The organism is Tessaracoccus aquimaris (assembly GCF_001997345.1).
In the GTDB taxonomy this organism is placed as follows: domain Bacteria; phylum Actinomycetota; class Actinomycetes; order Propionibacteriales; family Propionibacteriaceae; genus Arachnia; species Arachnia aquimaris.
Genome location: NZ_CP019606.1, coordinates 1514020 through 1541011 on the forward strand (window position 1 = coordinate 1514020; position 26992 = coordinate 1541011).

At 70.2% G+C, this 26992-nt stretch carries 25 protein-coding genes, 1 pseudogene and 2 riboswitches; of the genes and pseudogenes, 6 read left to right on the forward strand and 20 right to left on the reverse strand.

Annotation, left to right across the window (positions count from 1 at the left end; translation table 11 throughout):
* Positions 1–25 precede the first annotated feature (25 nt).
* Positions 26–87, reverse strand: a riboswitch (cobalamin riboswitch).
* Between the two features lie 84 nt (positions 88–171).
* The gene (gene cbiT, locus BW730_RS07125) at positions 172–762 is read left to right on the forward strand and encodes a precorrin-6Y C5,15-methyltransferase (decarboxylating) subunit CbiT (RefSeq protein WP_077685644.1); all 591 of its coding nucleotides are present in this window, start codon (positions 172–174) and stop codon (positions 760–762) included.
* A gap of 226 nt (positions 763–988) precedes the next feature.
* Here the strand turns inward: cbiT and BW730_RS07130 are convergent, their stop codons facing one another.
* The 4 genes from BW730_RS07130 to BW730_RS07145 form a co-directional block, all read right to left on the reverse strand.
* A complete protein-coding gene (locus BW730_RS07130) occupies positions 989–2773 on the reverse strand; it encodes a right-handed parallel beta-helix repeat-containing protein (RefSeq protein WP_226997123.1) in 1785 nt (594 codons plus the stop codon).
* A 61-nt stretch (positions 2774–2834) separates the two neighbouring features.
* A complete protein-coding gene (locus BW730_RS07135; protein ID WP_077685645.1) occupies positions 2835–3674 on the reverse strand; it encodes a carbohydrate ABC transporter permease in 840 nt (279 codons plus the stop codon).
* Between the two features lies 1 nt (position 3675).
* On the reverse strand, positions 3676–4575 hold the full coding sequence (locus tag BW730_RS07140; protein WP_226997124.1) for a carbohydrate ABC transporter permease: 900 nt from the start codon (positions 4573–4575) through the stop codon (positions 3676–3678).
* 62 nt (positions 4576–4637) lie between these two features.
* On the reverse strand, positions 4638–5951 hold the full coding sequence (locus tag BW730_RS07145) for an ABC transporter substrate-binding protein (protein ID WP_077685647.1): 1314 nt from the start codon (positions 5949–5951) through the stop codon (positions 4638–4640).
* Between the two features lie 299 nt (positions 5952–6250).
* Here BW730_RS07145 and BW730_RS07150 point away from each other — a divergent pair, with 299 nt between their 5' ends.
* Positions 6251–7267, forward strand: a complete 1017-nt coding sequence (locus tag BW730_RS07150; RefSeq protein ID WP_226997125.1) for a LacI family DNA-binding transcriptional regulator — start codon at positions 6251–6253, stop codon at positions 7265–7267.
* A 3-nt stretch (positions 7268–7270) separates the two neighbouring features.
* On the opposite strand, the gene BW730_RS07155 is transcribed toward BW730_RS07150, so the two are convergent.
* The 10 genes and pseudogenes from BW730_RS07155 to cobI form a co-directional block, all read right to left on the reverse strand.
* Positions 7271–8074 (reverse strand): energy-coupling factor ABC transporter ATP-binding protein, encoded by an 804-nt coding sequence (locus BW730_RS07155; protein WP_077685649.1) that lies wholly within the window; start codon positions 8072–8074, stop codon positions 7271–7273.
* On the reverse strand, positions 8071–8832 hold the full coding sequence (gene cbiQ / locus BW730_RS07160) for a cobalt ECF transporter T component CbiQ (RefSeq protein ID WP_077685650.1): 762 nt from the start codon (positions 8830–8832) through the stop codon (positions 8071–8073). Before cbiQ ends, BW730_RS07155 begins: the two co-directional genes overlap by 4 nt.
* The gene (locus BW730_RS07165) at positions 8825–9154 is read right to left on the reverse strand and encodes an energy-coupling factor ABC transporter substrate-binding protein (protein ID WP_226997126.1); all 330 of its coding nucleotides are present in this window, start codon (positions 9152–9154) and stop codon (positions 8825–8827) included. Before BW730_RS07165 ends, cbiQ begins: the two co-directional genes overlap by 8 nt.
* Entirely contained in the window at positions 9141–9827 is a 687-nt protein-coding gene (locus tag BW730_RS07170) for an energy-coupling factor ABC transporter permease (protein ID WP_077685651.1), read from the reverse strand. Before BW730_RS07170 ends, BW730_RS07165 begins: the two co-directional genes overlap by 14 nt.
* Before the next feature lie 202 nt (positions 9828–10029).
* Positions 10030–11129, reverse strand: a pseudogene (locus BW730_RS20310) (cobalt-precorrin-5B (C(1))-methyltransferase).
* Positions 11130–11131: 2 nt separating this feature from the next.
* A complete protein-coding gene (locus BW730_RS07180) occupies positions 11132–11779 on the reverse strand; it encodes a precorrin-8X methylmutase (RefSeq protein ID WP_077685652.1) in 648 nt (215 codons plus the stop codon).
* Positions 11776–13026, reverse strand: a complete 1251-nt coding sequence (locus BW730_RS07185) for a CbiX/SirB N-terminal domain-containing protein (RefSeq protein ID WP_077685653.1) — start codon at positions 13024–13026, stop codon at positions 11776–11778. Before BW730_RS07185 ends, BW730_RS07180 begins: the two co-directional genes overlap by 4 nt.
* Complete coding sequence (cobJ, locus tag BW730_RS07190) at positions 13023–15380, reverse strand: precorrin-3B C(17)-methyltransferase (RefSeq protein WP_077685654.1); 2358 nt, start codon at positions 15378–15380, stop codon at positions 13023–13025. Before cobJ ends, BW730_RS07185 begins: the two co-directional genes overlap by 4 nt.
* Positions 15377–16216, reverse strand: coding sequence for a precorrin-4 C(11)-methyltransferase (gene cobM, locus BW730_RS07195; protein ID WP_077685655.1), 840 nt, complete (start codon positions 16214–16216; stop codon positions 15377–15379). Before cobM ends, cobJ begins: the two co-directional genes overlap by 4 nt.
* Positions 16213–16968, reverse strand: a complete 756-nt coding sequence (gene cobI, locus BW730_RS07200; protein WP_077685656.1) for a precorrin-2 C(20)-methyltransferase — start codon at positions 16966–16968, stop codon at positions 16213–16215. Before cobI ends, cobM begins: the two co-directional genes overlap by 4 nt.
* Before the next feature lie 28 nt (positions 16969–16996).
* Positions 16997–17116, reverse strand: a riboswitch (cobalamin riboswitch).
* A 106-nt stretch (positions 17117–17222) separates the two neighbouring features.
* Between cobI and BW730_RS07205 the strand changes: the two genes are divergently transcribed.
* A complete protein-coding gene (locus BW730_RS07205; protein ID WP_226997127.1) occupies positions 17223–18167 on the forward strand; it encodes an aldo/keto reductase in 945 nt (314 codons plus the stop codon).
* A gap of 586 nt (positions 18168–18753) precedes the next feature.
* On the opposite strand, the gene BW730_RS07210 is transcribed toward BW730_RS07205, so the two are convergent.
* From BW730_RS07210 to BW730_RS07220, 3 genes are read right to left on the reverse strand one after another with little or no spacing between them, the layout of a single operon-like run.
* Positions 18754–20196, reverse strand: coding sequence for a cobyric acid synthase (locus tag BW730_RS07210; protein WP_077685657.1), 1443 nt, complete (start codon positions 20194–20196; stop codon positions 18754–18756).
* Positions 20193–21134, reverse strand: a complete 942-nt coding sequence (locus BW730_RS07215) for a cobalamin biosynthesis protein (RefSeq protein ID WP_077685658.1) — start codon at positions 21132–21134, stop codon at positions 20193–20195. Before BW730_RS07215 ends, BW730_RS07210 begins: the two co-directional genes overlap by 4 nt.
* 60 nt (positions 21135–21194) lie before the next feature.
* Positions 21195–21770: a histidine phosphatase family protein gene (locus tag BW730_RS07220; protein WP_077687561.1), complete on the reverse strand. Its 576-nt coding sequence runs from the start codon at positions 21768–21770 to the stop codon at positions 21195–21197.
* Positions 21771–21912: 142 nt separating this feature from the next.
* Between BW730_RS07220 and BW730_RS07225 the strand changes: the two genes are divergently transcribed.
* From BW730_RS07225 to BW730_RS19960, 3 genes are all read left to right on the forward strand, one after another.
* Complete coding sequence (locus BW730_RS07225) at positions 21913–22311, forward strand: DedA family protein (RefSeq protein ID WP_226997128.1); 399 nt, start codon at positions 21913–21915, stop codon at positions 22309–22311.
* 112 nt (positions 22312–22423) lie between these two features.
* On the forward strand, positions 22424–23248 hold the full coding sequence (locus BW730_RS19955) for a CorA family divalent cation transporter (RefSeq protein ID WP_077685659.1): 825 nt from the start codon (positions 22424–22426) through the stop codon (positions 23246–23248).
* The gene (locus BW730_RS19960) at positions 23140–23463 is read left to right on the forward strand and encodes a CorA family divalent cation transporter (RefSeq protein WP_250637763.1); all 324 of its coding nucleotides are present in this window, start codon (positions 23140–23142) and stop codon (positions 23461–23463) included. Before BW730_RS19955 ends, BW730_RS19960 begins: the two co-directional genes overlap by 109 nt.
* 3 nt (positions 23464–23466) lie before the next feature.
* Here BW730_RS19960 and BW730_RS07240 read toward each other — a convergent pair whose 3' ends face one another.
* The 3 genes from BW730_RS07240 to ilvD form a co-directional block, all read right to left on the reverse strand.
* Positions 23467–24597, reverse strand: a complete 1131-nt coding sequence (locus BW730_RS07240) for a phospholipase D-like domain-containing protein (protein ID WP_226997129.1) — start codon at positions 24595–24597, stop codon at positions 23467–23469.
* The gene (locus BW730_RS19180; RefSeq protein WP_226997130.1) at positions 24594–24929 is read right to left on the reverse strand and encodes a PLDc N-terminal domain-containing protein; all 336 of its coding nucleotides are present in this window, start codon (positions 24927–24929) and stop codon (positions 24594–24596) included. The genes BW730_RS07240 and BW730_RS19180 overlap by 4 nt, the downstream gene beginning before the upstream one ends.
* A gap of 194 nt (positions 24930–25123) precedes the next feature.
* Positions 25124–26965, reverse strand: a complete 1842-nt coding sequence (ilvD, locus tag BW730_RS07245) for a dihydroxy-acid dehydratase (RefSeq protein WP_077685661.1) — start codon at positions 26963–26965, stop codon at positions 25124–25126.
* Between the last annotated feature and the right edge of the window lie 27 nt (positions 26966–26992).

A 26992-nucleotide genomic window follows, 5' to 3' on the forward strand; every position in this document is an offset into this window, starting at 1 on the left:
GCGGCTCTGCCGCAGTCGACTCCGATGCCCTGGCTCGCGCCGTCGGCGCTCACAGTGGCGGGACCGCTCCGGATTCACACCGGATTCCTCGTCATCGACCAGGATCATCGTGGCACAGGCCGATGCGGCCCTGACGGCGGGGTCGACGACGGCGGCACTAGGATCGGCCGGGTGATCATCGACCGCGACTGCGCCCTGTTCGGCACCTCTCCCGGACTGCCCGACGAGGCATTCGCCAGCGACGGGCTCATCACGAAGCGGGCGGTGCGGGCCAGCGCGCTCGCGCACCTGCGGCCGCTCCCCGGGCAGTTGCTGTGGGACGTCGGCGTCGGCGCCGGATCGGTCGCGATCGAGTGGTGCCGCGGCGCCGTCGGGGCACAGGCCATCGGGCTTGAGCGGCGCGCCGACCGCGCGGCGCGGGCCCTTGAGAATGCGGAACGGTTGGCTCCGGGGGGTGCCTTCTCGCTGGTGCTCGGCGAGGCGCACGACCTGCTGCCCCAGTTGCCTGCCCCTGACGCCGTGTTCGTTGGCGGCGGCGCCACCATGGCGCTGCTCGCCGACGCGATGGCCGCGCTACGGCCCGCAGGCCGCGTCGTGGTGCACGGCATCACGCTGGAGGCCGAACTCCTGTGCGCCGAGGCGCACGCCCGCTGGGGCGGTCACCTGAGCCGGTTGCAGATCGAGACGCTCGAACCGCTCGGCTCGCTGCAGGGCTGGAAGCCCGCCCGCACCGTCACGCAGTGGGCCCTGACCGCCGACTGATCGAGGCCGGCCCCTGGGCGTCGCTCCGGGGCCGGCTCGCGTCGATCGTCAGCGCAGCCTGGTCCGCACATCGCCGGAGGTGAGCGAGAGAAGCGGTCCGGCCGGATAGTCGCTCGCGCCCTCCCGCCTCGCGCCGAGCAGGTCGGTCCCCAGATCGGAGGGGGAACCGTCGGGTCCTGGAACTCCGCCTGGGCGAGGCGGACCGGCTCAAGGTCGGCGCCGGAGATCAGGGGGCTGCGCGCCGCGTCGAAGGCCTGCGGCAGGCGCGTGACGAGGAATACGGCGTCGCCGTCCGTGACGACCCGCGCCGTCGCCTCGCCGTCGAGCATGGTGACGGACGGCTCCTCGGGGTGTGGGGTCGCCCCGAGCCGTAGACGTTGTGCCGCGCGTACAGCGGTTGAGGCACAGCCAGGAACGGTTCCTGGTCCCCCACCGGCGCGGCCTTGACCCTGGCCCGGTACGCGTCCAGCGACGTCGGCTTCCCCTCGTACACGCTCGTCCCGTACCCGGTGCTTGCGATCCCGGCGGGGTTCTCGCGGTACCCCTGGGGGCCGCTCAGGAAGAGGTTGGCGACGAAGCGGTCATCGCCGCCGACGATGGCACCGTAGCCGGCGACCTGGGTGCTGCGCGGCACGTGGTAGGGCGTCGGCCGGTCGAGAACGGGTTCGGTCCTCAGCAGGCCGCAGACCAGGTTGTTGACGTAGGCGCCGCCTTGGCTGAACACCTCGAGCGAGACCGGCGAGGCCAACACGTTGTTGTCGACCAGGTACGGCCCGTGGCTGACCTCGACGAACAGGTCGCGGTTGTTGTCGTGCAGCACGTTGCCCGTGAACCGGGTCCCTTGGGCCTGCCAGTCGAGCCACGTGGCCGACGAGCAGTCGTGGATGTGGTTGCCGCGGATCACGACGTCGATGGCCGCGTGCAGTTTGATGCCTGCGATCTCCCATCCGTAGAACTCCCGCTTGAGGGCGATGCGGTGGATGTGGTTGTGCTCGATGGTCGAGAAGACGGCGCCGAGGTGGCCGACGACGCCGTTCTGCCCGCAGTCATGGATGTGGTTGCGCCTGACGATGTGGCCCCCGACGTGCTCGGCGTCCCAGCCGATCTGGCGGGCGGAGAAGACGGACTCCAGTTGGTACTGGTACCCCGGTTTGTCCCCGCGCTCGGCGGAGAAGTTGTGGCCGGTCGACCCCTCCTTGCCGAGCGAGATGCCCGAACACTTCGAGTCGTGGATGTGGTTGTCTTCGATGATCCACCCCTTCGCCCAGTTGGGGCCGATCAGGCCCGGCTGGTCCGCGGTGGGCGGCGTCCACGGCGTCGCGGCGTGCGCCATCTCGAAGCCGCGCACCGTGATGTAGTCGAGATGGTGCTCCCGCGGATAGAACACGCTGCGCCGCACGTTGATCTCGACCAGGCGCGTGTTCGGGTCGGCGCCCTGGAAGTTGGCCCGGATGACCGTGCTCTCCTCACCGACCTCGGCGAACCAGAGATGGCGGGTCTGCTCAGGCTCCCGCACCCGGTCCTCGAGCCCCGTCCAGTGGTCGGTCACCGTCGTCCGCAGCGGCGGATCCGCCAACTCCTCGACCGAGCCGGCCTCGAAGAAGCTCATCCCGTCGAGATAGACCTCCCCCAGATGACGGGGCGGGCCGTCATTGGTCTCCGGCGAGACCCAGTCGCCGTTGATGGTCTCCGCGTAGGGGTTGACGTCCCCGAACAGGGTGTTGGGGACCTCGACCCGCCATGTCGAGCCCTGCTCTGGCTGCCATCCGGTGATCGGTTCGGATCCCTTGATGACGACATGTTCCCCCGGGGCCGCCTCGTAGACGATCCGTCGCCGCTCACCGATGCCCCCGCGCCGCGGAACGACCCACTCGCGATACTCACCCCCGTGCACCCTGACGGTGTCGCCGGGCATGGCGGCGCGGGCGCCGCGGGAGATGGTGCGAAATGGCCGCTCGGCCGTGCCGGGCGCGAGGTCGGATCCGTCGACGGCGACGTGAAAGGTGGTCACGGTACTCCTGAGGAAAGGGGACGGCGGTGGCCCGCCGGATTAAGGTGGCTGAGGGGTTGGCTCAGCCCTTGACGGCGCCCGTCAGCCCGCCGACGATGCGGCGCTCAAAGAGGCTGAAGAAGGCCAGGGCGGGAAGCATCGACAGCGACGTGAACGCGAGGACCGCCGCCGTGTCGACCGAATGCTCCGAGGAGAACGCCTGGGTGCCGAGCGGCAACGTGTACAGGCTGGGGTTGTTCAGGACGAATAGGGGCAGCATGTACCCGTTCCAGGATCCGACGAAGGCCAGGATGCCGGTCGTCACCAGGCCAGGCACGGACAGCCGCAGGGCGATCCGCCAGAAGAAGTCCAGCCTGCTGCACCCGTCGATGGCCGCGGCCTCCTCGATCTCCTTCGGGATGGCGCGCAGGAACGGCACCAGGATGATGATCGTCATCGGAAGGCCGAAGGCGATCTGCGGGATGATCACGCCCGGCAGGGTGTCGACCAGTTTGAGTGAGCGGATCAACAGGTAGAGCGGTGTGATCGCAACGGTCAGCGGGAACATCAGGCCGGAGGCGTAGAGCGCGTAGAGCGCGCCGCGACCCCTGAACTGGTAGCGCGCGACGACGTAGGCGGCCATCAGCCCGATCAGAACCACCCCGAGGGTCGTCCAGAGGGCGACGATCAACGAGTTGCCTGCCTGCTGCCAGAACAGCGAGGTGCTGAGCACGTTGGTGTAGTTGCTGAACTGCCACTGCGATGGCCAGCCGGCCGGGTCGGTGGTCAGTTCCGAGTTGGTGCGGAAGGCGCCGACGATGATGAAGATCACCGGGGTGAGGCACGCCGAGATCAGGATCGCGGCGACGAGGTAGATGAAGGGAGAACCCCACTCGTACCCGTTCTTTGAGCGTCGTGCCATGTCAGTTTCCTCCCGTCAGGGCGCCCTCGGTGTCCCTGCGCAGCACGAACCGCTGGTAGATCAGGGCCACGGTGAGGGAGATGAAGAAGATGACCACGGCGACGGCGTTGCCGTATCCGTAGTTGCCGGACAGGCGACCGGTGAGGGCCATGTAGGTGGCCATCGTCGAGGTGCCCGCGGTGGACGAGATGTACTGACCCCAGATGATGTAGACGAGGTCGAACAACTGCAGCGAGCCGATGATCGACAGGAACGCCCAGATCCTGATCGTGGGGCCGAGCAGCGGCAGCGTGATCCGCCACTGCGTCTGCCAGTAGGAGGCCCCGTCGACGGCGGCGGCCTCGGCTAGTTCCTCGGGGATGCCCTGGAGGCCTGCCAGCATGATGATCACGGCGAAGCCGAGGTACTTCCACGTGATGATGATCATCAGGGTCCAGATCGCGATCGACGGATCGGCGAGCCAGTCCCGGATCAGCCAGTCGAGCCCCATGTTCCTGAGCGTCTCGTCGAGCGCGCCACCGCTCTGCAGCATCAGCGACCAGCCGATGCCGACGATGACCTCGGAGATCACGTATGGCACGAAGATCAGCACCCGCACGATGGATCGGCCGCGCATCTTCTTGTTCAGCAGCAGGGCGACAAGGATCGCGAGCGGCCCCTGCATCACGAGGGAGAAGACGAGGATGAAGGCGTTGTGGCGGAGGGTGTCGAGGAACGCGGGGTCGGTGAGGATGATCCGGTAGTTCTCGAACCAGACGAAGTCGATCGGCGGGCCGTAGCCCTTCCACTTGAAGAACCCGTAGTAGGCGGCGGTGATCACCGGGAAGATGACGAAGCCCAGGAAGAGGATCAGCGCCGGGGCGGACATCAGGGCGATCTCCCCGCGCTCCCGCCAGCTCACGCGTCGCACGCGAGCTGGCGGGAGGGGTTCATTCACCGGGGTGTGCGCCTGTGCGGCGCTCGTCATTCCTTGGCCGCGGCCGCGTTGACCGAGTCGATCAGGTGCTGGGCGTCGCCCTTGCCCGCCAGCAGGTCGACGACGGCGGTGTTGAGCGCATTTCCGACGTTCTGGCCGAGCCTCGTGTCGAGCCAGTCCGAGACGAACGAGGCATTGGCGAGGCCGTCCATGATGGCGATGTTGAATGGCTCGGTGACGGCCTCCTTCGCCTTGGAGTTCAGCGGCGGAACGGAGAACGCCTTGTAGTAGGCGATCTGCGAGTCGGCCTTGACGATCGTCTGGAGGAACTCGAAGCAGAGCTGCTCGGGGGCGTCTGCGGAGCACGAGTAGCCGCCCATGCCGCCCATCACCGCGCCCGGGGCGCCCTTGCTACCGGGGATCTCAGGGAAGGGGAACCAGCTCAGGTCGGCAAGGGGTTCCTTGTTCGGGGTCAGGTCCTTGATGACTCCCGCGTTCCAGGCGCCCATCAGTTCCATGGCGGCCTTGTGGTTGGCGAGCAGGCCCGCAGACGATCCAGCGCCCTGTTGTGCGGGGGTGGTCAGGAGACCGTCCTGGAAGGGCTTCGCCGCGACCAGCTTCTCCAGGCTTTCGCCCGCCTTTGTCCAGCACTGGTCCTCGAACTTGCGGGCCTCGATGGTCGCGTCCAGGGTCTCAGGGCTGCACTCGCGAAGCGCGAGCCAGTAGTACCAGTGCGCGGCAGGCCACGCGTCCTTGGCGCCGAGCGCGATCGGGGTGATGCCTGCGGCCTTCAGCTTGTCGATGGCGGCGAACAGGTCGTCCATCGTCTTGGGAGCCTCGGTGATGCCCGCCTTGTCGAACAGATCCTGGCTGTACCAGATGCCTCCGGGGAGGATGGTGTCGGGCATCGCCCACACCTTGTCCTGGTAGGTCATGGCCTCGATGGCGCCCTGGCCGAGTTCCTCGCGCTGCGTGTCGGTCACTGCGCCGCTGACGTCGCGGAGAAGTCCCGCATCGACCATGTCGTGCATCTTGAGCCCGCCGCGCTGCATGAAGACGTCGGGGGCGTCGGGCGAGTTGAGCGCGGTCTGGAGCTTGCCGTCGAAGTCCTCGTTCTGCACGGCCTGGGCCCGGATGGTGACGCCGGGATGCGACGCCTCGAACTCGGAGACCAGGTTGTCCCAGAACGCCTTGCCGTCGCCGGTGGTGGCGTTGTGCCAGAACGTCATCTCGGTCGCTTGGGGGGCTCCGGGCGAGCCGGTCTGCGCAGGGTCACTGGTGGCGGGCGAGCACGCCGCGACCCCCAGACAAGCGACGACGGCGACCGACAGGGCCTTGACGCTCCTGATTGCTCGTTTCATTGTTCCTCCTCGTCGAGGATTGAGATAGTTTCGCGAACCTGCTGGCCGCAGATGTGACCATAAGCGAGCCTTCTGCCCGAGGCAGCCTCCGGCATGGAACACGGAGCAAAGCCCTACGAAACTTTCGTCCAAGATGCGTCGTTCCGCGATGCGTATCCCCGCGTCGGATGGCATTGTGTGAGCATGCTCCTGCGACGCCGCCCGTTCACGCCCCTTCCCGCTCCACCCGGCCCGGGCCGGCGCGCGGTGCGAGAGGAAGCGGACGCGGTCCCCTCGCAGGCTCGTCCGCACGGGTCGCTGTGAGCCGCCGCGTCACCATCGCCGAGATCGCCGAGCGGGCGGGGGTGTCGGTCAGCACCGTGTCGAAGGTCCTCAACGGCCGGCCCGGCGTCGGGGCGGCGCGTAGGGACAAGATCCTGGCGATCCTCGAGGACACCTCGTACCGGAGGCGTGGGGAGGGTCGCCGCTCGCGCAGCGGGCTGATCGACGTGGTCCTTGCCGACGTCTACGGCCTCTGGTCGGCGCGCATCCTCTTCGGTGCCGAGGGCGAAGCGTCCCGCGCGGGGGTGGCGCTTGTCGTCAGCGCCCTGCACAACCGCACCCTCGGCAACAAGCACTGGGTGGAGAAGTTCAAGGAGCGACGCTCAGACGGCCTGGTGGTCGTGGCGTCGAAGCTCCGCCCGGAGTTGGGGGCCGAACTGCGGCGGCTCCGGGTGCCATACGTCGTCCTCGACCCGCTCGGTGCCATTCCCGAGGCGGTACCGACCATCTGCTCGACCAACTTCGCGGGCGCCCGCGACGCGACCCGGCACCTGATCGACCTGGGGCACCGGCGCATCGCCGTCATGACGGGACCCTCCGACCTGCCCTACTCGCAGGAACGCCTCGACGGCTACCGCGCCGCCCTCGCCCGGGCGGGTATCGACTTCGACGACGACCTGGTGCGCCACGGACACATGGACGAGGAGTCGGGATACCGGCTCGGTTGCTCGCTGCTGGAGCTACCCGACCCGCCGACCGCGGTGTTCACCGGCTCGGATCTGCACGCCCACGGCCTCTACACGGCGGCCCGCGAACACAACGTCGCGATCCCCCGCAAGCTCAGCGTGGTCGGCTTCGACAACCTCCAGTCGGGTGAATGGTGTTCACCGAAGCTGACCACCGTCAACCAACCGCTCGAGGCCATGGGAACCCTCGCGATCCGGATCCTGGTGTCGATGTCGCGCGGCGTGGAAGAGCCGGTCGGCAGGCGAATGGAACTCGCCACCACGCTGGTGGTGAGGGAGTCGACCGCACCTCCCCCGCCGGGCCGCTGAGCACTACCGCTGGGTGCCGAGTCGGCTCACGACATCGTCCATCGTCCTGGCGGCCGGTGCCGCGGGCAGCCCCAGCCGGGCGACCAGTTCCAGTTGCCACGGCATCCTGAGCCGGGCGCGGCCGATCAGGTCCGCGTCACCAAGCAGCGCCGGGTCACCCTGCGTGACCGCGCCTCCACACACGACGGCGACCTCGTCGGCCCAGGCGAGGGCGAGGTCGACGTCGTGGGTCGCGAGGACCACGGTCGTGTCCAGTCGGCGCAGCGTGTCAAGCAGTTCGCCGACCCCCATCGGGTCGAGCCCGGCGGTCGGCTCGTCCAGCAGCAGCACCTCGGGGCGCATCGCGACGGCGCCCGCGATGGCGACGCGCTTGCGTTCGCCGTAGCTGAGGTGGTGGGTCGGGCGTTCGGCGAGGTGCGTGATCGACAGCAGGTCGAGGGCCTCCTCGACGCGGGCCCATGCGGCCGAGTCGTCGAGGCCGAGGTTGAGCGGGCCGAAGGACACGTCCTGCGTCACGTCGGCGGAGAACAGTTGGGCGTCCGGGTCCTGCAGCACCAACTGGACGAGGCGGCGGTGCGCGCGCAGCGACGCCCGGTCGTGGCTAAGCGGACGACCGCCGACCTCGACCCTTCCCGCCGACGGGCGCAGTGCCCCGGACAGGCAGCGCAGCAGCGTCGTCTTGCCAGAGCCGTTGGCGCCGAGCAGGGCGATCCTCCGTCCCGCGGCGATCCGCAGGGTGGCGTCGCGGAGCACGACGTGGTCATGGAAGCCCGCCGTGAGGTCGACGGCGGCGAGGAGGGCGCTCATGACAGCACCCAGCAGGCGGCCCAGACGCCCGCGACGCTGGCGACCGCGCCACAGACGAAGCCCCAGTTGCGTTGTCTGCGGGGGCTCAGCGTGCGCATCGCTTCCTCGTAGCCGCGGCCCTCCAGTCCCCGCTGGAGCGCGGTCGCCCGTGCCCAGGTGCGCAGGATGATGCTGCCGAGGGTGTCGGCGACCGCGCGCCAGCGGCGGCGCCACGAGGCCGCGTCACCCAACCGGGCGACCTGCGCCTGGCGGACGGCGAGCGCAGTCGACAGCAGCACGAACAGCAGGCGGTACATCAGGGAGGCGACGTCGAGGAGCGGGTCGGGCACGCGCAGCGAACGCATCCAGGTGACGACGTCGACCATGGGCGTGGTCGTCGCGACGACCATCAGCGCGAGGGTCCCGGCGACGCCGTGCGCGACGAGGCCGAGCGCGGTGCCCAGCCCGTCGGGACTGATCCTCAGGCCTCCGATCCCCCACCCGGTGCCGCCGAACTGGAAGGCCACCGGCAGCGAGCCCATCACCAGGAAGGTGAGCGGGGCGATCATGACGGTGAGCAGCAGGCCCGGCCGGATCCGGGCGGGACCGACGATGAAGAAGACCGACACCGCCGCGACAAGGACGCAGCCGGGCCAGGCGGGCGTCAGCAGCGCGGTGAGGACGAGCGAGACGCTGAGGAGCACCTTCTCCCCCACTCGACGGCGCCGCCAGGGGCTGGCCCAGGCGGCGTCGTCGATGGTGGTCTGGTGGCTAGTCACCGCTGGCGACCGGCTCCAGTTCGCGCCTGATGGCGGCGCGTCCGCGGAGCTGGCCGAGCGCGAACCCGAGCACCGCGCCCCCGATCGCCGCCTGGAGGGCGAACAGCCCGGACTCGATCTCACCCGAGCCGGGTTCGAAGACGGGGCGGAACCAGGGCTCGACGCCCCGCTCCTCGAGGATGCCCGTGACGGTGGCGTCGGTACCGCCGAAGGCCTCTTCACCGTCGGCCGGCTGAGGGGCCATGGCGAAGCTGATCGCGAAGATCAGCGCGATGATGGCGACGAGCCCGGCGCCGATGAACCAATCCTTACGCTGAAACACCGACGGCCTCCTTCTGCTTGAGCACGCCGAGCCGGATCAGCTCGGGCTTAGCCACCCGGGTGAAGAACCCGAACAGCAGCACCCCGAGGACGCCCTCGGCGATCGCGAGCGGGATCTGGGTGAGGGCGAAGACGCTGAGGAACTTCGCGAGCGCCCCGCCGAAGCCCTCGGTGGCGTCGGGGTGCGCGATGGCCAACTGGAGCGAGGTGACGCAGTAGGTGACCAGGTCGGCCACGGCCATGGCCGAGAACACGCCGAGCCAGGTGGGTGCCGAGACCCTGCGCAGCAGCTTCCACATCGCATAGCCGGCCCAAGGGCCCGCGATCGCCATCGAGAAGACGTTTGCGCCGAGCGTCGTCAGGCCTCCGTGGGCGAGCAGCAGGGCCTGGAACAGGAGCACGACGGTGCCGAGGAAGGCCATCACGGGTGGCCCGAACAGGATGGCGCCCGCGCCTGTCCCGGTGGGGTGCGAGGAGCTGCCCGTCACCGACGGGAGCTTGATGGCGGACAGGACGAACGTGAAGGCGCCCGCCGCGGCCAGCAGCAGCTTGTTCTCGGGCGACTCCTTCGACGCGCGGATGACGGCGCGCGCGCCGTGGATCACGAAGGGGGTTGAGGCGGCGAACCATGCCGCGCATTGAAGGGGTGGTAGGAACCCCTCTGCGATGTGCATCGCAGATCTCCTTTCGACGGGATCTCGCGTCCCGTGCTTCCAGGTCGAACAGGTTGAGTTCCTGACTTCCGCATCGCGTGCGGCTCACAGTGGCGCGACCGTCCCGGCTGATTCCCGGGTTCCTCTCGCTGTTCGAGCTTTGTACTTGTGGGGCCAGTCTTGCAGCCGGGATTCCGGGCGGATCGGCGGGGTCGGATAGCCGTCAGGAGCGCCCGACGACGGTGCCTGCGCGGTCGATGCAGACGACGTCGACCGCCACGGGGGCCCCCTTGAGGACCCGCATCGCCTGGTCGCGCGCCGCGGCGGCGACGGCGTCTCCGAGGGGGACGCCCGCCGCCTCGCAGGCCTGCAGTGCCCCCATGGCGGTGTTGGCGGCGCGGACGACGGCCACCAGGTCGGGCGTGGCTCCGGCCGAGGAGGCCAGGTCGGCGAGATGGCCCGTGTCGACGGAGGTGCGGTGCGAGTGGAGGTCGAGGTGGCCGTTGGCGAGCTTGCTGAGCTTGGCAAACCCGCCCACCAGCGACAGCCGCTCGACGGGGTGCCTGCCGACGTACTTCAGGACGGCGCCCGCGAAGTCGCCCATGTCGAGCAGCGCCAACTCGTCGAGGCCGAAGAGTTCGGTCGCCACCCGCTCTGACGTCGACCCCGTGCAGCCCGCGAGGTGCTGCAGGCCGGCCGCGCGGGCGACATCGACGCCGCGGCGGATCGAGTCGATCCACGCGCTGCACGAGTAGGGCACCACGACGCCGGTGGTGCCGAGGATCGAGATGCCCCCGACGATGCCGATCCGCGGGTTCCACGTCCGCCGGGCAAGCTCTGCTCCCCGTCGACGGAGATCTCGACGACGACGTCGGTGGCCACCCCGTGGCGCGCCGACACCTCGGCGAGGTTGTCGGCGATGTAGCGGCGCGGCACCGGGTTGATGGCGGGCTCGCCGACGTCGAGGGGCAGCCCGGGCAGCGTCACGGTGCCGACGCCCGCTCCCCCGACGAAGCGGACGCCCGCGCCCGGCGGTGCCTGGGAGACGGCTACCCGGACGATGGCGCCGTGCGTCACGTCGGGGTCGTCGCCGGAGTCCTTGACGACCGCCCCCTCGGCCCGCCGCGGCGTCAGTGACTCGTGCGTCAGGGTGAACGTCGGGCGGTGGCCGCCGGGAAGCGTCACCTCGACCGCGTCGGGGAACCGGCCGGACAGCAGCGCCTCCCAGGCTGCCTTCGCGGCGGCAGCGGAGCAGGCGCCGGTCGTCCAGCCAGGCCGCAGTCCCGACGAGCGGAGTTGGCCCTTGCGTCCTCCCTCGGACACGCTCAGTCCTGTCGGGAGGTGTTGGTCAGTTCGTCGGTGGAGGCGATCGCGTTGACGGCGGCCACCGTCATGGCGCTGCCGCCGCGCCGTCCGCGCACGACCAGGTACTCCAGCCCTAGGTCGTTGGCGGCGAGCGCCTCCTTCGACTCGGCGGCGCCGACGAAGCCGACGGGGATGCCGACGACCGCGGCCGGCCGAACCCCGGTCGCACGGACCACCTCCAGCAGTCGGAACAGCGCGGTCGGCGCGTTCCCGATGGCGACGACGGCCCCCTCGAGGCGCGGCAGCCACAGGTCGACCGCGGCCATGGTCTTGGTGATCCCCTCGCGCCGGGCGACCTCGGCGAGCGCGGGGTCCTTGATGTGGCAGATCACGTCGTTGGAGCGCGGGAGGCGCGAGGTGATGATGCCGGTGGCGACCATCGACGAGTCGCACAGGATCGCGGCCCCCGCCCGCAGTGCTGCGTTGGCGCGTGCCACCACGGCGGGAGTGAAGGCCACGTCGTCGGCGATGTCGGTGGCCCCGGCGGCGTGCACCATGCGCACCACGACTCGGCTCACGTCTTCGGGGAACCGGGCAAGGTCGGTCTCGTCGCGGATGATCCGGAACGACTCCTCGTAGATCTCGGCCCCCGTCCTCAGGTAGTTCATCGTTCCTCCTGCCCGACGAGCGCCGTGAAGATGGCCTGCCGTACCGACGGGGCGGCGAAGATCGCGTCGCGGACCGCCCGGGAGCGCTGTGGTTCCCGGTTCCCGACGACGGCGATCGTCACGCCGCCGGCCGACTGCGAGGCCGCCGTCCAGGCGGAGCCGCCTGGGGCGTGGTCGGCGCGGACGCAGAACGCGTGCTCTCGCTCTGCCTCGGCCGCGACCGCGGCGTTGACCCGCGGGTCGTCGGTGGCGGCCAACGCGTACCAGGCGCCCGAGAGGTCGCCGTCGCGGTAGCCCCGGCGCTGCCAGCGGAGCCGCCCCGCCTCGGCGAGCCTGACCAGTCCGGGGGTGGCCTCCGGCGCGATCAAGGTGACGTCGGCGCCCGAGTCGAGGAGCCTTTGGACCCGTCGAGAGGAGACGCGGCCAGCGCCGACCACGACGACGCTTCGCCCCTGCAGCAGCAGCCCCGTCAGGTAAGCGGGCGAGCCGGAGGGGGTGGCGTCGGGCAGCGTCTCGCGGTAGCGGTCGATGACGACCTCGGCCAGTTCGTCGCAGTCGCCGATCACCTCGGCGAGGCGTACCTCGGCGTCGGGGTGCGCTGCGGCCCAGGCCTCGGCCTGTTCGAAGGTCCACTGCCGCAGTCTCCCGGGGAAGAGCCAGTGGCCCATCACGACGATCCTGCGGGCGCCACCGGCGTAGGCGCGGTCGAGGCCGTCGGGCAGTCTCGGGTCGGTGACCTGGATGAAGCAGGGCTCGACGGCGCCCCATCCGCCCTGTTCGTAGTGCATCCGGGCGAGCCGGACGTGGTCGGCGTTGGCCTCGGCGACCAGCGCGCCGCGGCCGACGAAGACCAGGGTCGCCTCGCCGGGTTCCCAGTCGCCAAGCGCCGCGTCGAGCCTCTGTCGGACGGCGTCGGTGAGCCGCGGGTCGGCACCGAGGTGGCCCGCGTAGTCGATCCGCGCCTCGGGCACCGACTCGAGGGCCTCCTCGATGAAGGCCGGGATGTCATTGCGGACGTGCCCGCCGGTGCCGAGCATCAGGGGCACCACGACCGCCCGCCCGGCCGGTTCGTCGGCGACCACCTCCCGCAGGGCGTCGGGGATCGTGGGCAGGCTCAGTTCGACGAAGCCGACGGCGACCCGCGCGTCGGGCAGCATCCGGGCGACCCGTTCGCCGAGGCGTCGGCATACGGCCTCGCCTGCCGCGTCGCGGGTGCCGTGGGCGGCGATGATCAGTGGGGTGCTCATGCGTTCTCCTTGGGCATCCAGGCGTAGTCGCGGGGGGTGACCATGCGCAGTTCCCCGCCGCCGGTGGTGACGTACTTCGTGGTGGAGGAGCCGACGACGACCAGCGAGTTCATGTCGACCCATTCGGGCTTGAACTCGGCGAGCGTGCTCATCAGCACCTTCTGGCGGGACCGGCACGCCTGCTGCACGACCGCGATGGGCGTGTCGGGGCCGCGCTGTGCGCCGAGGATCTCCAGCGCTCGGGGCAGGTGCCTGGTGCGGGTGCGGCTGCGCGGGTTGTACAGGGCGACCACGAAGTCGCCGTCGGCGGCGGCGTGCAGGCGCTTCTCGATGTTGTTCCAGTCGGTGTGCAGGTCGGACAGCGACAAGGTGACGTGGTCGTGGCCGAGCGGCGCACCGAGGATCGCCGAGACGGCGAGGCTCGCGGTGACGCCCGGCACGATCTCGACGTCGATGCCCTCGGTGCCCTGCTCAAGCACGGGGCTGGCCATGGCGTAGATCGCCGGGTCGCCACCGCAGACGAGCGCGACGTTCTCCCCCGCTCGCGCCGCCTCAATCGCGGCGGCTGTGCGGGCCTCCTCGGTGCCCATCTTCGACGCGTAGATCCGGGTGCCGGGGCGGGCAAGGTCGCGGATCTGCTTGACGTATGGGCCGTAGCCGACGATGAAGGTGGCCTGTCGCAGCGCGGTCTGGGCGCGCTGGGTGAGCAGGTCGCGGGAGCCAGGGCCGAGGCCGACGACGCTGAGCCTTCCGCGCGCAGGCAGCCGCCCGATCGCGCAGGTGGCGTCGGTGTTGCGCTGCTTGGGGACGATCAACTCCGCTCCGTGGGCAAGCACGGAGGCCTCCGACACGGAAGGCGTGCCGACGTGACCCTCGACGAGAGCGCTGGGGGTCGGCACCTCCTGGCCGGCGAGTTCGTCGGCCGGGTAGTCGATGAGCGGGACGCCGAGGTCCTTGACCAGCTTGAGGAAGCCGATCTCGCCGGCCTTGACGTCGATCGTGGTGATGGCGGCGACCGACTCCAGCGCGAGCCCGTGCTCGGAGAGGGTGTCGGTGAGGAGTTGGCGGATGACGGCGATGTCGGTGCCACGGTTGCAGCCCATCCCGACGACGAGGCTCTTGGGGTGCAGCGTGACGGTGGGAAGCGCCGAGGCCGGGGCCTCGGCGAGGTCGGTGACCACGATCCGGGCGACCGGGTCGTCCGCGTCGCTCGACACGTTCTCGGGCAGCGGCGGTAGCGGCCACCCGGAGGTCTTCTCGACGAGGACGGGCCTGCCGTCGATCAGTGCGCGGGTGACGCCCGCGACGTCGCCGCTGTATGCCCAGCCGAGGGTGTCGAGGGCCGGCAGGTTGAGGGCGTCGGTCGCGGTGGTCAGCACCGGGGTCGCGCCGATCCCCTCGCCGATGCGGCGGGCGAGGTCGTTGGCTCCGCCCGCGTGCCCCCCGACGAGCGGGACGGCGAAGCGGCCCGCCTCGTCGACGACGACCACGCCGGGGTCCGTGACCTTGCTGCGCAGCAGGGGCGCGACGAGGCGGGTGGTGGCGCCGAGCGCCAGGTGGCTGACGATCAGGTCGCACTCGCGCCAGGCGAGCGGGAGCAGGTGCGCGGCGGGGCCGTCGTAGCGCCGGGACGCCACGCCGAGGGCCGCGTCGATCTCGTCGGCTCGGCGGCACGCGGCGGGGCTGCCGACGAGGTGGCCGACGACGGGTTCGGCGCCGGGCGCGCGGTCGCGCGGCGCCTCCGCGGCGATCAGGCCGGGATCGTCCGGGACGCCGTCGAGGACAAGCACGACGTTGGGTTCGGCGACGTCGTCCAGGGCGGAGGCCTGCTCGGCGGTCAGGACGCGGACCCGTTCGTCCGGCTCTCCGAGGCGTTCGGCAAGCACGAAGGTTCGGGCGGGCAGGGCGACCGCGAGTTCCCGGACGCCACCGTCGGCGGAGGTCAGCACCGCGACCTTCCGGTGCCAGCGCGCCGCGGCGATGGCGGCGTCGAGGGGCTTGCCGTGTGCCGAGACCACCAGGGCGTCGTCCCACGGGAGGGCGACGGCGGCGAAGGCCGCCGCGACGGAACTGACGGCGGGCGAGACGGTGACCTCGTGGCCGGCGAGCCGGATCCGGCGCACGATCCCGTGGAAGCCCGGGTCGCCGCTCGCCACGACCAGGACGTCGTCATTCGGGTCGGCCGCGCCGATCCGCTCGAGGGCAGGGGTCAGCGCGCCGAGCACGACCTGGCGTTCGGGTTCGACGCCCAGTTCGGCGAGGTGGCGCCGTCCCCCGACGACGAGCGCGGCGGTGGCGGCGAGGTCCCGGGTCGCCTGGCTCAGTTCGCCCAGGTAGCCGTGCACGTGGATCATCGGGTCTCTCCCTCGAGTCGGACGGCGCCCGCGCCGTTGGCGCGAAGGTCGGTTTGGGCGGTGGCCTCTGCGGCGCGGTACTCGTGCCGGAAGCCGGGGTGGTACAGGTGTGAGCGGGTGCCGCTGTGGCCCTCGGCGAGTGCCGGGCCGACAAGGACGACGGTGTGCTTCCACAACTTGTTCTCGCGCATGGTCGCCGACAACTCGCCGAGCGGGCAGCGCAGCATCATCTCGTCCGGCCAGGAGACCCGGTAACCGACGATGCACGGCGTCTCCGGCGGGTACCCGCCCGCGAGGAGTTCCTCCTGCAGTTGCTTGTTGCGGGCGGCCGAGAGGTAGAGCGCCATGGTGGCGCCGTGGGCAGCGAACCCCTTGACCGTCTCGCGCGGCGGCATGGGGGTGCGGCCGCCCTCGAGCCTGGTGAGGATCAGCGACTGGGACACCTCGGGGATGGTGATCTCCGAGTTCATCCTCGCGGCGGTGGCCGAGTAGGCGGAGACACCGGGGACGGTCTCGAAGTCGAGGCCGAGTTGCCTGCACATCTCGTACTGCTCCCCGGTCGCCCCGTAGATGGACGGGTCTCCGGTATGGACGCGCGCCACGAGCAGGCCCTCGTCTGCGGCGCGTCGGTAGTGGGCCGCGGTGTCCTCCAGCGCCGCGGAGGCCGAGTCGACGACAAGCGCGTCGGGACGGGCTCCAGCGACGATCCCCGGGTGCACCAGGCTGGAGGCCCAGATCACGATGTCGGCGCGGGAGATGACGTCTGCGCCGCGCACGGTGATGAGGTCGGCGGCGCCGGGGCCCGCCCCCACGAAGATGACCTTGCCGCGGTTCACAGCCGTCCCCCCGCCTGGTCGCCGCGGGCGGCGGGAGCCAGCACCGTCGAGAAGTAGGGGGCGGTCGCGTCGTCGTCGAGGTCGGCCAGCCGGATCAGTTCCTGCCGGTCGAGGCCGAGGTTGACGCCGAGCACCGCATCGCGGCCCTTGGATCGCAGGGTCGCCACGACCTCCGGCATCCGCCGTCCGCCCTTGTAGGCGACCACGGTGTCGACGGCGTCGAGCACCCGCTCCAGGGCATCGAGGCCGGCGGTGACGGGGACGAGTGCGAGGGTCTCGGTGCCCTCGACGAGCGGGGTGCGACTGGTGGCGGCAAGGGCCTGCATGGCGGTGATGCCGGGGATCACCTCGACGGCGACGTCGGGGCGGCGCTCCAGGACGTGCGCGGCTAGGTAGGAGAACGTCGAATAGACGCTCGGGTCCCCGACAGTGGCGAAGGCGACGCACCGGGCGCCATCGTCGAACGCGTCCACGGCGGCGGTGGCGGAGGCGAGCCACGCGGCCTTGCGTCGGGGGCTGACGCCGCTGCGGTCGGCCATCGAGAAGGGCACCCGGACGATCCGGGCGTCCGGCGCGTTGGCCAGCACGATCTGTTCCGCCCGGCCCGGCCCGTCGCCGGACTCCTCCGTCGCGGGCACCAGCACCGCGTCGGCGATCTCGAGCGCGCGGGTCGCCTTGAGGGTGATGAGGTCTGGGTCGCCTGGTCCGACTCCGATGCCGATGAGGCGTGGCTGCGATGGGGGATGCGTCATCCTGGTCGCCTTTCTGGGTCTCTCGCCCGAGGTGTGCGGCGCATGGGATGAGTTCCTGACTCCCGCACCATCGGGTGCGGTCACAGTGGCGGGACCGTGCCGGACTTACACCGGCTTCCTCAAGCATTCCCATGCTCGGGTGAAGTCTTGCAGGGGCCGTCAGGACCTCGTCAGGCGGGGTCGCTCAAGGGTGCCGCCACGCGCGACCGCACGGCGATAGGCTCCTGCTACACCACGGACGTGAGGAGACAGGCATGACCACGATGAGGACCGTTCCGCTCGGCGGCACCGGGAAAGAGGTGCCCAACGTCGTCCTGGGGTTGATGCGCATCGCCGACAAGTCCGACGCAGAGATCCGCGAACTGGTGGGGACCGCGCGGGAGGCGGGCATCGACTTCTTCGATCATGCCGACATCTACGGGGGTCGCGACCACGCCTGCGAGGAGCGGTTCGCGGACGCGATGCGGCTCTCCACCGCCGAACGCGGCGAAATCACGATCCAGACCAAGTGCGGCATCGTGACCGACGGGCCGTACTTCGACTTCTCCTACGAGCACATCATGGGCCAGGTCGAGGGGTCGCTGCGCGCGCTGCGCACGGACTACATCGACGTGCTGCTGCTGCACCGCCCGGACGCGCTTGTCGAACCGGAGGAGGTCGCCCGGGCGTTCGACGAGTTGGAGTCGGCGGGCAAGGTGCGCGCGTTCGGCGTCTCGAACCACACGCCCCGCCAGATCGACCTGCTGAAGACGGCCGTGCGCCAACCGCTGGTGGCGAACCAGTTGCAGTTGTCGATCACGCACTCGCCGCTGATCGCGCAGGGCGTCGCGGCGAACATGTCCGACCTCGACCAGTCGGTGGTGCTGGACGGCGGCGGCCTCGTCGAGTACTGCCGGATCAACAACCTGACGATCCAGGCGTGGTCGCCGTTCCAGGGCGGCTTCTTCACGGGCGTGTTCCTCGGCTCGGACGAGTACCCCGAGTTGAACGCGGTGATCGACCGGCTCGCGGCGAAGTACGACGTGCCGCCGATCGCGATCGCGACGGCGTGGATCACGCGGCACCCGGCGGGCATGCAGGTCGTGCTCGGCACCACGACCCCGGACCGGGTCGCGGGCGCGGCGCTGGGCTCGGACATCCCGCTGACGCGCAGCGAGTGGTACGAACTGTTCCGGGCGGGCGGCCACCGGGTTCCGTGACGATCGCTGGTTGAGCCAGCCCGCCGACGAAGTCGCGCGGTGCGTCGAAACCTCCCGCACCCGCACGCCGAGCCAGCCCCAGGGCACTAGAGGCATCACCCGAGACCCCGCGGAGCTCACCGGGGTTTCGACCGATGTCGACCGCTCCGCGCCCGACATGGCTCAACCAGCGACACGTTGGTTGAGCCAGCCCGCCGACGAAGTCGCGCGGTGCGTCGAAACCTCCCGCACCCACGCAGCGAGCCAGTCCCGGGCATCACCCGAGACCCCGCGCCCCTCACGGGGGTTTCGACCGATGTCGACCGCTCCGCGCCCGACATGGCTCAACCAGCGACAGGTTGGTTGAGCCAGCCCGCCGACGAAGTCGCGCGGTGCGTCGAAACCTCCCGCACCCACGCAGCGAGCCAGTCCACGGGCATCACCCGAGACCCCGCGCCCCTCACGGGGGTTTCGACCGATGTCGACCGCTCCGCGCCCGACATGGCTCAACCAGCGACACGTTGGTTGAGCCAGCCCACCGACGAAGTCGCGCGGTACGTCGAAACCTCGACACCCGCGCAGGGAGCCAGCCCCAGGGAACGAGCGGCTAGCGGGCGAGCGAAAGCAGAGCGTCGACGTCGATGTGTTCCTCGATCGCGTCTGCCGTCGTCTCGATCATCGTCTCGCGCAGCGCGCCGAAACTGATGCCCTCCCCTGACGGCGACCAGTCGCGGCCCGCCTGGGCGGCGACCTCGCGCAGCCAGGCGCGACGGAAGCCGTCCGACTCGAGCGACCCGTGCCACATCGTGCCCCACACCGAACCGGCGCGGACGCCGTCGAGGAAGGGCTCGTGGCCCGGGTCGACCGTGCAGATGCCGTGGTGGATCTCGTAGCCGGTGACGGCCTCGCCGCGCCAGGATCCCTCCGGGCGCGCCAGCACCTTCTCGGCGTGGAACCGCACCGAGACGGGCAGCAGGCCGAGCCCGTCGGCGCGGCCGCTGCCCTCCACGTCGTCGTCGATGGTGCGGGCCAGCATCTGGTAGCCGCCGCAGATCCCGAGCACCGGGCGACCCGCGGCGGCGCGGGCCTCGATGACGGCGGCGATGCCGGTCTCGCGCAGCCAGGCGAGGTCGTCGAGCGTCGAGCGGGAGCCGGGCAGCACGACGACGTCGGCGGCCTCGACCTGGCGCGGGTCGACAGTCACGGTGACGTCGACGCCGGGCTCCTGCGCGAGGGCGTCGACGTCGGTGGCGTTGGAGATGCGCGGCAGCCGGACGGCCGCGATCGTGAGGTCGGACGGGTCGGCGGCGCGGCCGTCGGAGCGCCAGCGGCCGACCTCGAGCGCGTCCTCGCCGTCGACCCAGACGCCGTGCAGGTACGGGAGCACGCCGAAGTTCGCCAGCCCGGTGCGGGCGCTGATGTCGTCGAGTCCCGGGTCGAGGATCGACTGGTCGCCGCGGAACTTGTTGATGATGTAGCCCGAGAGCAGCGCACGGTCCGGTTCTTCGAGGAGGCCCCAGGTGCCGTAGATCGAGGCGAGCACTCCCCCGCGGTCGATGTCGCCGACCAGCGCGACCGGCAGGTCGAAGCGACGGGCGAGGCCCATGTTGGTGTAGTCGCCTGCGCGCAGGTTGATCTCGGCGGGAGATCCTGCCCCCTCGCAGACGATCAGGTCGTGCCGGGCGGACAGTTCCTCGTAGGCGGCGAACGCGGCCTCGGCCAGGTGCCTGCGCTCGGTGGCGTACTCCCCCGCCTCGAGCGTGCCGAACGGCTGCCCGCGCAGCACCACGAAGCTGCGCCGGTCGGTGCCCGGCTTCAGCAGCACGGGGTTGAGCACCGAGGTGGGCGTGACGCCCGCGGCGAGCGCCTGCAGGTACTGGGCGCGGCCGATCTCGGACCCGTCGAGGCACACCATCGAGTTGTTGCTCATGTTCTGCGCCTTGAACGGGGCAACGTCGATGCCGCGCCGCCGGGCGACCCGGCACAGGCCCGTCACGAACAGCGACTTGCCCGCGTCGGACGACGTGCCCGCGATGAGGATTCCGGTCATCTCTTCCTTCCACATATGGCCAGCGCCGCGACGCAGCCAGCGGTGACGACCGCGGTGACGCGGGTCACGAGCCGGGCCGCGCGGCGAAGTTCGGGCGACCTGGGGCGCGGCCCCTCCCCGAGCAGGTCGCGGTCCTCGGAGCGGGAGAAGTACACATTGGTGCCGCCCAACTGGACGCCGAGCGCCCCGGCCCATGCGCTCTCGCACCATCCGCCGTTGGGCGATGGGTGCTTCGCCCCGTCGCGTCGCATGATCCGCCAGGCGTGCCGCGCGTCGCCGCCGACGGTGGGCGCGAGCAGGCAGGCGACGGCCCCCGTGACGCGGGCGGGGGCCAGGTCGGCGACGTCGTCGAGCCTCGCGGCGGCCGTCCCGAACCGCGCGTAGCGCTCGTTGCGGTGACCGACCATCGCGTCGAGCGTGTTGAGGCAGCGGTGCACGACCATGCCGGGGACGCCGAGCAGCGTCCCCCACAGCAGCGACGCGACCGCGGCGTCTGCGGTGTTCTCCGCCATCGACTCGACGGCGGCGCGCGCCAGTTCCGGCTCGTCCAATTGCTCGGGGTCGCGGCCGCAGAGGTTGCCGAGCCGGGCGCGGGCGCCGCCCAGGTCGCCCTCGTCGAGACGGTCGGCCATCAGGTCACCCTCCCGTGCGAGGCTCCTTGCACCGAGCACCGCCCAGGTCGTGACGGCGGTGGCAAGGGTGTGTGCGACGGGGTGGCGCCTGCTGACCCGCTCGACCAGCAGCGCGGCGGCTGCGACGGGAGCGACGGTCGCCGCGACGTGGAGCGCCCCCGCGGCGGTGTCGTCGGCGTAGGTCGACTCCTCCACCCGCGCGGCCCACGTCCCGAACCAGGCGACGGGGTGGTGGCGGCGGGGATCTCCGAGGACCCGGTCGGCGACGACGCCGAGCGCGATCCCGGCGGCACGGCTGACAAGCATGGCCGCGACGCTAGCACCACTGACCCGACGCGCGGGCGCGGGTCTGGCGTTGAGCGGTGCTCACGGCTCGAGGGTGAGCGGGTCCCAGTCGCGGCTCACCACGAGCCCGTTGGGCCATTGCGCCCAGGTCTCCCAGTCGATGTCACCCGGCCCGCCGCCGTCGAGCATCGTCACGAGCAGGCGCAGCGTGTCTCCGTGCGACACCAGCAGCACCTCGTCCCCGGGCGCGAACGTCGACGCCAGGTCGGCCAGGAGCACACGCAACCGCCCGGCGACGTCGACGAGCGACTCGCCGCCACCCCAGCCAACCTCCCAGGTCTGCAGGCCCTCCGGCGGATCCTCGGGTCGCAGGTCCTCGTAGCGCATGCCCTCCATCGAACCGAGCGCGACCTCCCGTAGCCCCGCCACCGGAGTAACCGGCAGGCCGACCTCCCCAGCGACGACCTCCGCCGTCTGGATTGCGCGCACCTGGTCGCTCGACCAGACCGCGCTCAGCGCAACCCCTCTCAGCGCCGCCGCGGCAGCGCGGGCCTCGTCGATCCCCTGTTGCGTGAGCGGAACGTGCATCGTCTGGCCTTGGAGCCGTCGCTCCAGGTTCCACACGGACTGGCCGTGGCGGAGCAGATGGAGGCGCATGGCGAGCATCCTAGAGGGCGCCCTCCTGGGCCCGAACATGCCGCCGCGCGACCCGAATCATCACAAAGGATGATTTTCGCGACATGGAGTCTCCCTAATTCGCGGGCTAGACTTTGCGGGACCTCGAACCATCAGGAGCAGCGTGTTCAATCCCATGACCTGGGATGCCCCCTATCTCGTCATCGTCGCGGCACTGTTCGTGATCGTGATGCTGCGGGCCAACGGCACCTACTGGCTGGGCCGCGGGCTGACCCGCGGGGCGGAGCACACCCGGATGGCGAAGATGATGAGCTCCAAGCACTACGCGGTGGCCAGGGACTGGCTGAACCGCTGGGGCGCCCCCGCCATAGCGCTGTCCTTCCTGACCATCGGAATCCAGACGATGATCAACCTCGCGGCAGGCATCACCCGGATGCCGCTGCGCCGCTACCTGCCCGCCGTGACCGCGGGCTCCGTGATCTGGGCCTTCCTGTACGGCACCGTCGGATTCATCGGGTGGGCCGCGGTCGTGCGGCTGTGGGAATTGTCGCCCCGCTGGTGATCGTCGTCGCGGTGCTCGGCGTCGGGGCCCTCGTCTGGGCCGTGGCGCGTCGCGACACTCCCGCCAAGGTCGCCGCAGAGTAGGCTGACCCCGACCTGACGGGAGGGGTGAGATGGGCAGCGAACACGCCGTGACGTCCATCGTCGACGCGGGCATCTACGCTGAGGGTCGCCGCGTCGCGACCGCCACCACGTTCGCGGAGACCTTCGGATATCTCGACGAGCACCCCGAGTCCTTCGCCTGGATCGGCATGAAGCGCCCCACCCACAAGGACGTGGACGTGCTTGCCCAGCAGTTCGAGCTGAGCCCGCTGCTCATCGAGGACATCATCAACGCGCACCAGCGGCCGAAGTTCGAGCGCTACGGCGCCGTCGGCTTCCTGGTGTTGCGCGCCGCGACCTACCGCGACACGTCGGAGACCATCGAGTTCGGCGAGGTGCACGCGCTGGTCGGCGACCGTTTCATCGTCACGCTGCGGCACTCCCCCACCCCCGACCTGTCCGAACTGCGCAGGGAACTGCAGGCCAAGCCGAAGGTGCTCGCCAAGGGCCCGCGCGTTGTGCTGACCAGGCTGCTCGACACGGTCGTCGACGGGTACCGCCCCGTGATGCTCGGCATCGAGAACGACGTCGACGAGATCGAGACCGAGGTCTTCGGCGGAGCCTCGCACGTCTCCAAGCGCATCTATCAACTCTCCCGCGAGGTCATCGACCTGCAGCGCGCGCTGCGGCCGCTGCGTCAGATCGTCGACGACCTGCGCGATGACCCCATCATGAACAACGCCCCGAACTGCTGCGCCAGCAGTTGCGCGACATCGAGGACCACGCGATCAGCGTCAACGAGCGCGTCGAGTCGCTGCACGAGGCGCTCAAGGGCGCGCTCGACCTCAACCTGGCGCTGCAGACGCAGCGGCAGAACGAGGAGGTCACCAACATGACCGCCGCCAGCCTCAAGCAGGCCGAGGACTCGCGCAGGATCGCGGCCTGGGCCGGCGTGCTTTTCGTGCCGAGCCTCGTCGCGGGCACCTACGGCATGAACTTCCACAACATGCCGGAACTGGACTGGAAGTTCGGCTACCTGTGGGGGCTGGGGCTGATGGTCGTGACCGGCGTGGTGATGTACCTGATCTTCAAGTGGAAGGACTGGCTCTGAGCGCTACATGAGCGCCGACGTCAGCCTGCACACGTTGTCGAGGTAGCGCTCCCACCAGGGCGTCTGGCGCCACTCCTCCATCGTCAGCAGCTTCGACACCTGCCGGTAGTGCGCGTCGTTCTCGTGCAGCAGGTCGACCATGTTGCCGCCGAAGGCCAGCAGCATGATCTCGTAGTCGAGCGCGAAGGAGCGGTAGTCCATGTTGGACGATCCGATCACGCCGATCGTGTCGTCGACCGTCATGTACTTCGAGTGCAGCACCGCGGGAGCCGGGTACAGGTAGATGTTGACCCCGGCCTCGAGCAGCGCCTCGTAGTAGGAGCGCTGCGCGTGCCCCACGACGAACTGGTCGGCCTCGGCGCCGACGTACAACTCGACGTGCACCCCTCGGTAGCAGGCCGAGGTGATGGCGTTGAGCAGCGGCTCGTCGGGCACGAAGTAGGGGCTGGCGATGGTGATGGTGTGCTGCGCCAGGTACATCAGCGCGACGAACATCCGGTGGTTCGGCTCGGTCGGATAGCCGGGCCCCGACGGCACCAATTGCATGGCGTTGGCGGCACCGCCCGGGATCAGGTCGGGCTTGTCGATGAAGTGCTCCTGCGGGTCGAGCAGTTCCCCGGACTCGACGTACCAGTCCATCGCGAAGACGGCCTCGAGTTCCAGCACGATATCGCCCGTGACGGACACGGACAGGTCGTGCCAGCGCCTGCCGATCCGCTTGTTCTTCTTGCTGGCGTAGCTCGGGTCGATCAGGTTGTGCGACCCCATCAGCGCCACGTCCCCGTCGACCACCATCAGCTTGCGGTGGTTGCGCAGGTCGGGGCGGCGCCAGCGTCCCTTGAGGATCGCGATGGGCATCATCAGGCGCCACTCGACGCCGATCTCGGTGAGCCGCCGCTGGAACTGGCGCCAGCCCGTGTACTTCTGCGAGCCGAGTTGGTCGACCAGCAGTCGCACCTTGACGCCCCGCTTCACGGCCCGCTCCAGGGAGGTGAAGAACACGTCGGTCGTCTCGTCCCATGCCATGATGTAGAACTCGACGTGCACGTAGCGCTTCGCGCGGTCGACGGCGGCCGCCATCGCCTCGTAGGTCTCCTCCGCGTCGGCGTGCATCGCGACGACGGCGCCCGTCATGCACGGCAGCCCGTCAGGTCGCGGTTCATGTACAGGATCCGCTCCAGCGCCGGGGACGTGTGCGCCCCCTCCGGGACGACGGGCAGGCCGAGCGTGTGCTGCTTGATGACCTCGTCGCTGCGCTGCTGAATCTGCTGCCTGCGCCCCCGCACCCAGGGGCTGCCGATCAGCCAGTACAGCGGGAACCCGACGACGGGGAGGAACAGGATCAGCAGCAGCCACGCGGACGAGGAGGAGGGGCGCCGGTTCTCGGGCACGACCCCGATCGCGATGATCTTCATCAGGTACTCGACGATCACGAAGATCGTGGTAACCCAGGCTGGCAACGTCACGGGCGGCTCCTGTCTCTCCGCCGATCGTAGCGGTGCCGGCTCGGGTCAGGCCTTGAGCATGTTTGGTTGCTCGTTGCGCGGACGACCAGGTTTGAACGTTCGAATCCGCAACGACTCACCCACCATGCTCAAAGATTCGGGCCGCCCACCCCGCGTATGCGGAGAGGTCGGCCCGATGTGGCGCCCGGTAGGGCTCAGTCGAGCTTGCGCGCGGCGCCCTTGTCGGCGGACTGCGCGAGCATCCCGAAGATCTTCAGCGCCGTCGACACCTCACGCTCGCGGTCCTTCGGGGCCCAGCCCTCGGCGTCGCGCTTGGCCCGCCTCGCGGCGAGGGTCTCGTCGTCGACGTCGAGGCGGATCAGGCGCTCGGGGATCGAGATGGTGATCTGGTCGCCGTCCTCGACGAGGCCGATGGTGCCGCCAGAGGCCGCCTCCGGGGAGACGTGCCCGATCGACAGGCCCGACGAGCCGCCGGAGAAGCGGCCGTCGGTCACCAGGGCGCACTTGGGGCCGAGGCCAAGCCCCTTGAGGTAGGACGTCGGGTACAGCATCTCCTGCATGCCGGGGCCGCCCTTGGGGCCCTCGTAGCGGACCAGGACGACGTCGCCGGGCTGGACGCGCTTCCCGAGGATCGCCTCGACGGCCTCGTCCTGCGACTCGGTCACGATCGCCCGACCGGTGAACGTCCACTGGTCCTCCGGGACGCCCGCGGTCTTGACGATGGCGCCGTCGAGCGCGAGGTTGCCCTTCAGCACGGCGAGGCCGCCGTCGACGGTGTAGGGGTGGTCGGTAGAGCGGATGCAGCCGCCCTCGCCGTCGGTGTCGAGCGACTCCCAGCGGTTGGTCGAGGAGAAGGCCTCCGTGGTGCGCACCCCACCAGGCGCGGCGTGGAACAGTTCGATGGCGGCGTCGCTTGCCGACCCGCCGCGGATGTCCCACTCGTCGAGCCACGCGTCAAGCGTCGGCGCGTGCACCGAGTGGACGGTCTCGTCGAGCTTCCCGCCGCGCTTGAGTTCGCCGAGGATGGCGGGGATGCCGCCGGCGCGGTGCACGTCCTCCATGTAGTACTTCTCGGAGTTCGGTGCGACCTTGGCCAGGCACGGCGTGACGCGCGAGATCTCGTCGATGTCGTCCATGGTGAAGTCGACGCCTGCCTCCTGGGCTGCGGCAAGCAGGTGCAGGACGGTGTTGGTGGAGCCGCCCATCGCGACGTCGAGCTTCATGGCGTTCTCGAACGCCGACTTGGTCGCGATCGACAGCGGAAGCACGGAGTCGTCGTCCCCGTCGTAGAAGCGCTTGCACAGTTCGACGACGAGGCGGCCCGCCTCCTGGAACAGGCCCTTGCGGGCGGCAGCGGTCGCGAGCGTCGAGCCGTTGCCCGGCAGCGCGAGGCCGATGGCCTCGAGCAGGCAGTTCATCGAGTTGGCGGTGAACATGCCGGAGCAGGAGCCGCAGGTCGGGCAGGCGTTGGCCTCGATGCGGCCGAGCTCGGCGTCGGTGACGTTCGGGTCGACCGCCGCGACCATCGCGTTGATCAGGTCGAGGGAGCTTTCGACGGTGCCGCCGTCCTTGACGATGGCCTTGCCCGCCTCCATCGGCCCGCCCGAGACGAAAACGGTCGGGATGTTCAGGCGCAGCGCGGCGAGGAACATGCCGGGGGTGATCTTGTCGCAGTTGGAGATGCACACCAGCGCGTCGGCGCAGTGCGCGTTGACCATGTATTCGACGGAGTCGGCGATCAGTTCGCGGCTGGGCAGCGAGTAGAGCATTCCGCCGTGGCCCATGGCGATGCCGTCGTCGACGGCGATCGTGTTGAACTCGCGCCCGACGCCGCCCGCCTCCGCGATCGACTCGGAGACGAGCTTGCCCATGTCGCGCAGGTGCACGTGGCCCGGCACGAACTGGGTGAACGAGTTGGCTACTGCGACGATCGGCTTGCCCCAGTCCGAGTCCGTGATGCCCGTGGCGCGCCAGAGGGCGCGGGCGCCCGCCATATTGCGGCCGTGGGTGGTGGTGCGGGACCTGAGCGCAGGCATGAAAGTTACCTCCAGTCGATGAGACTC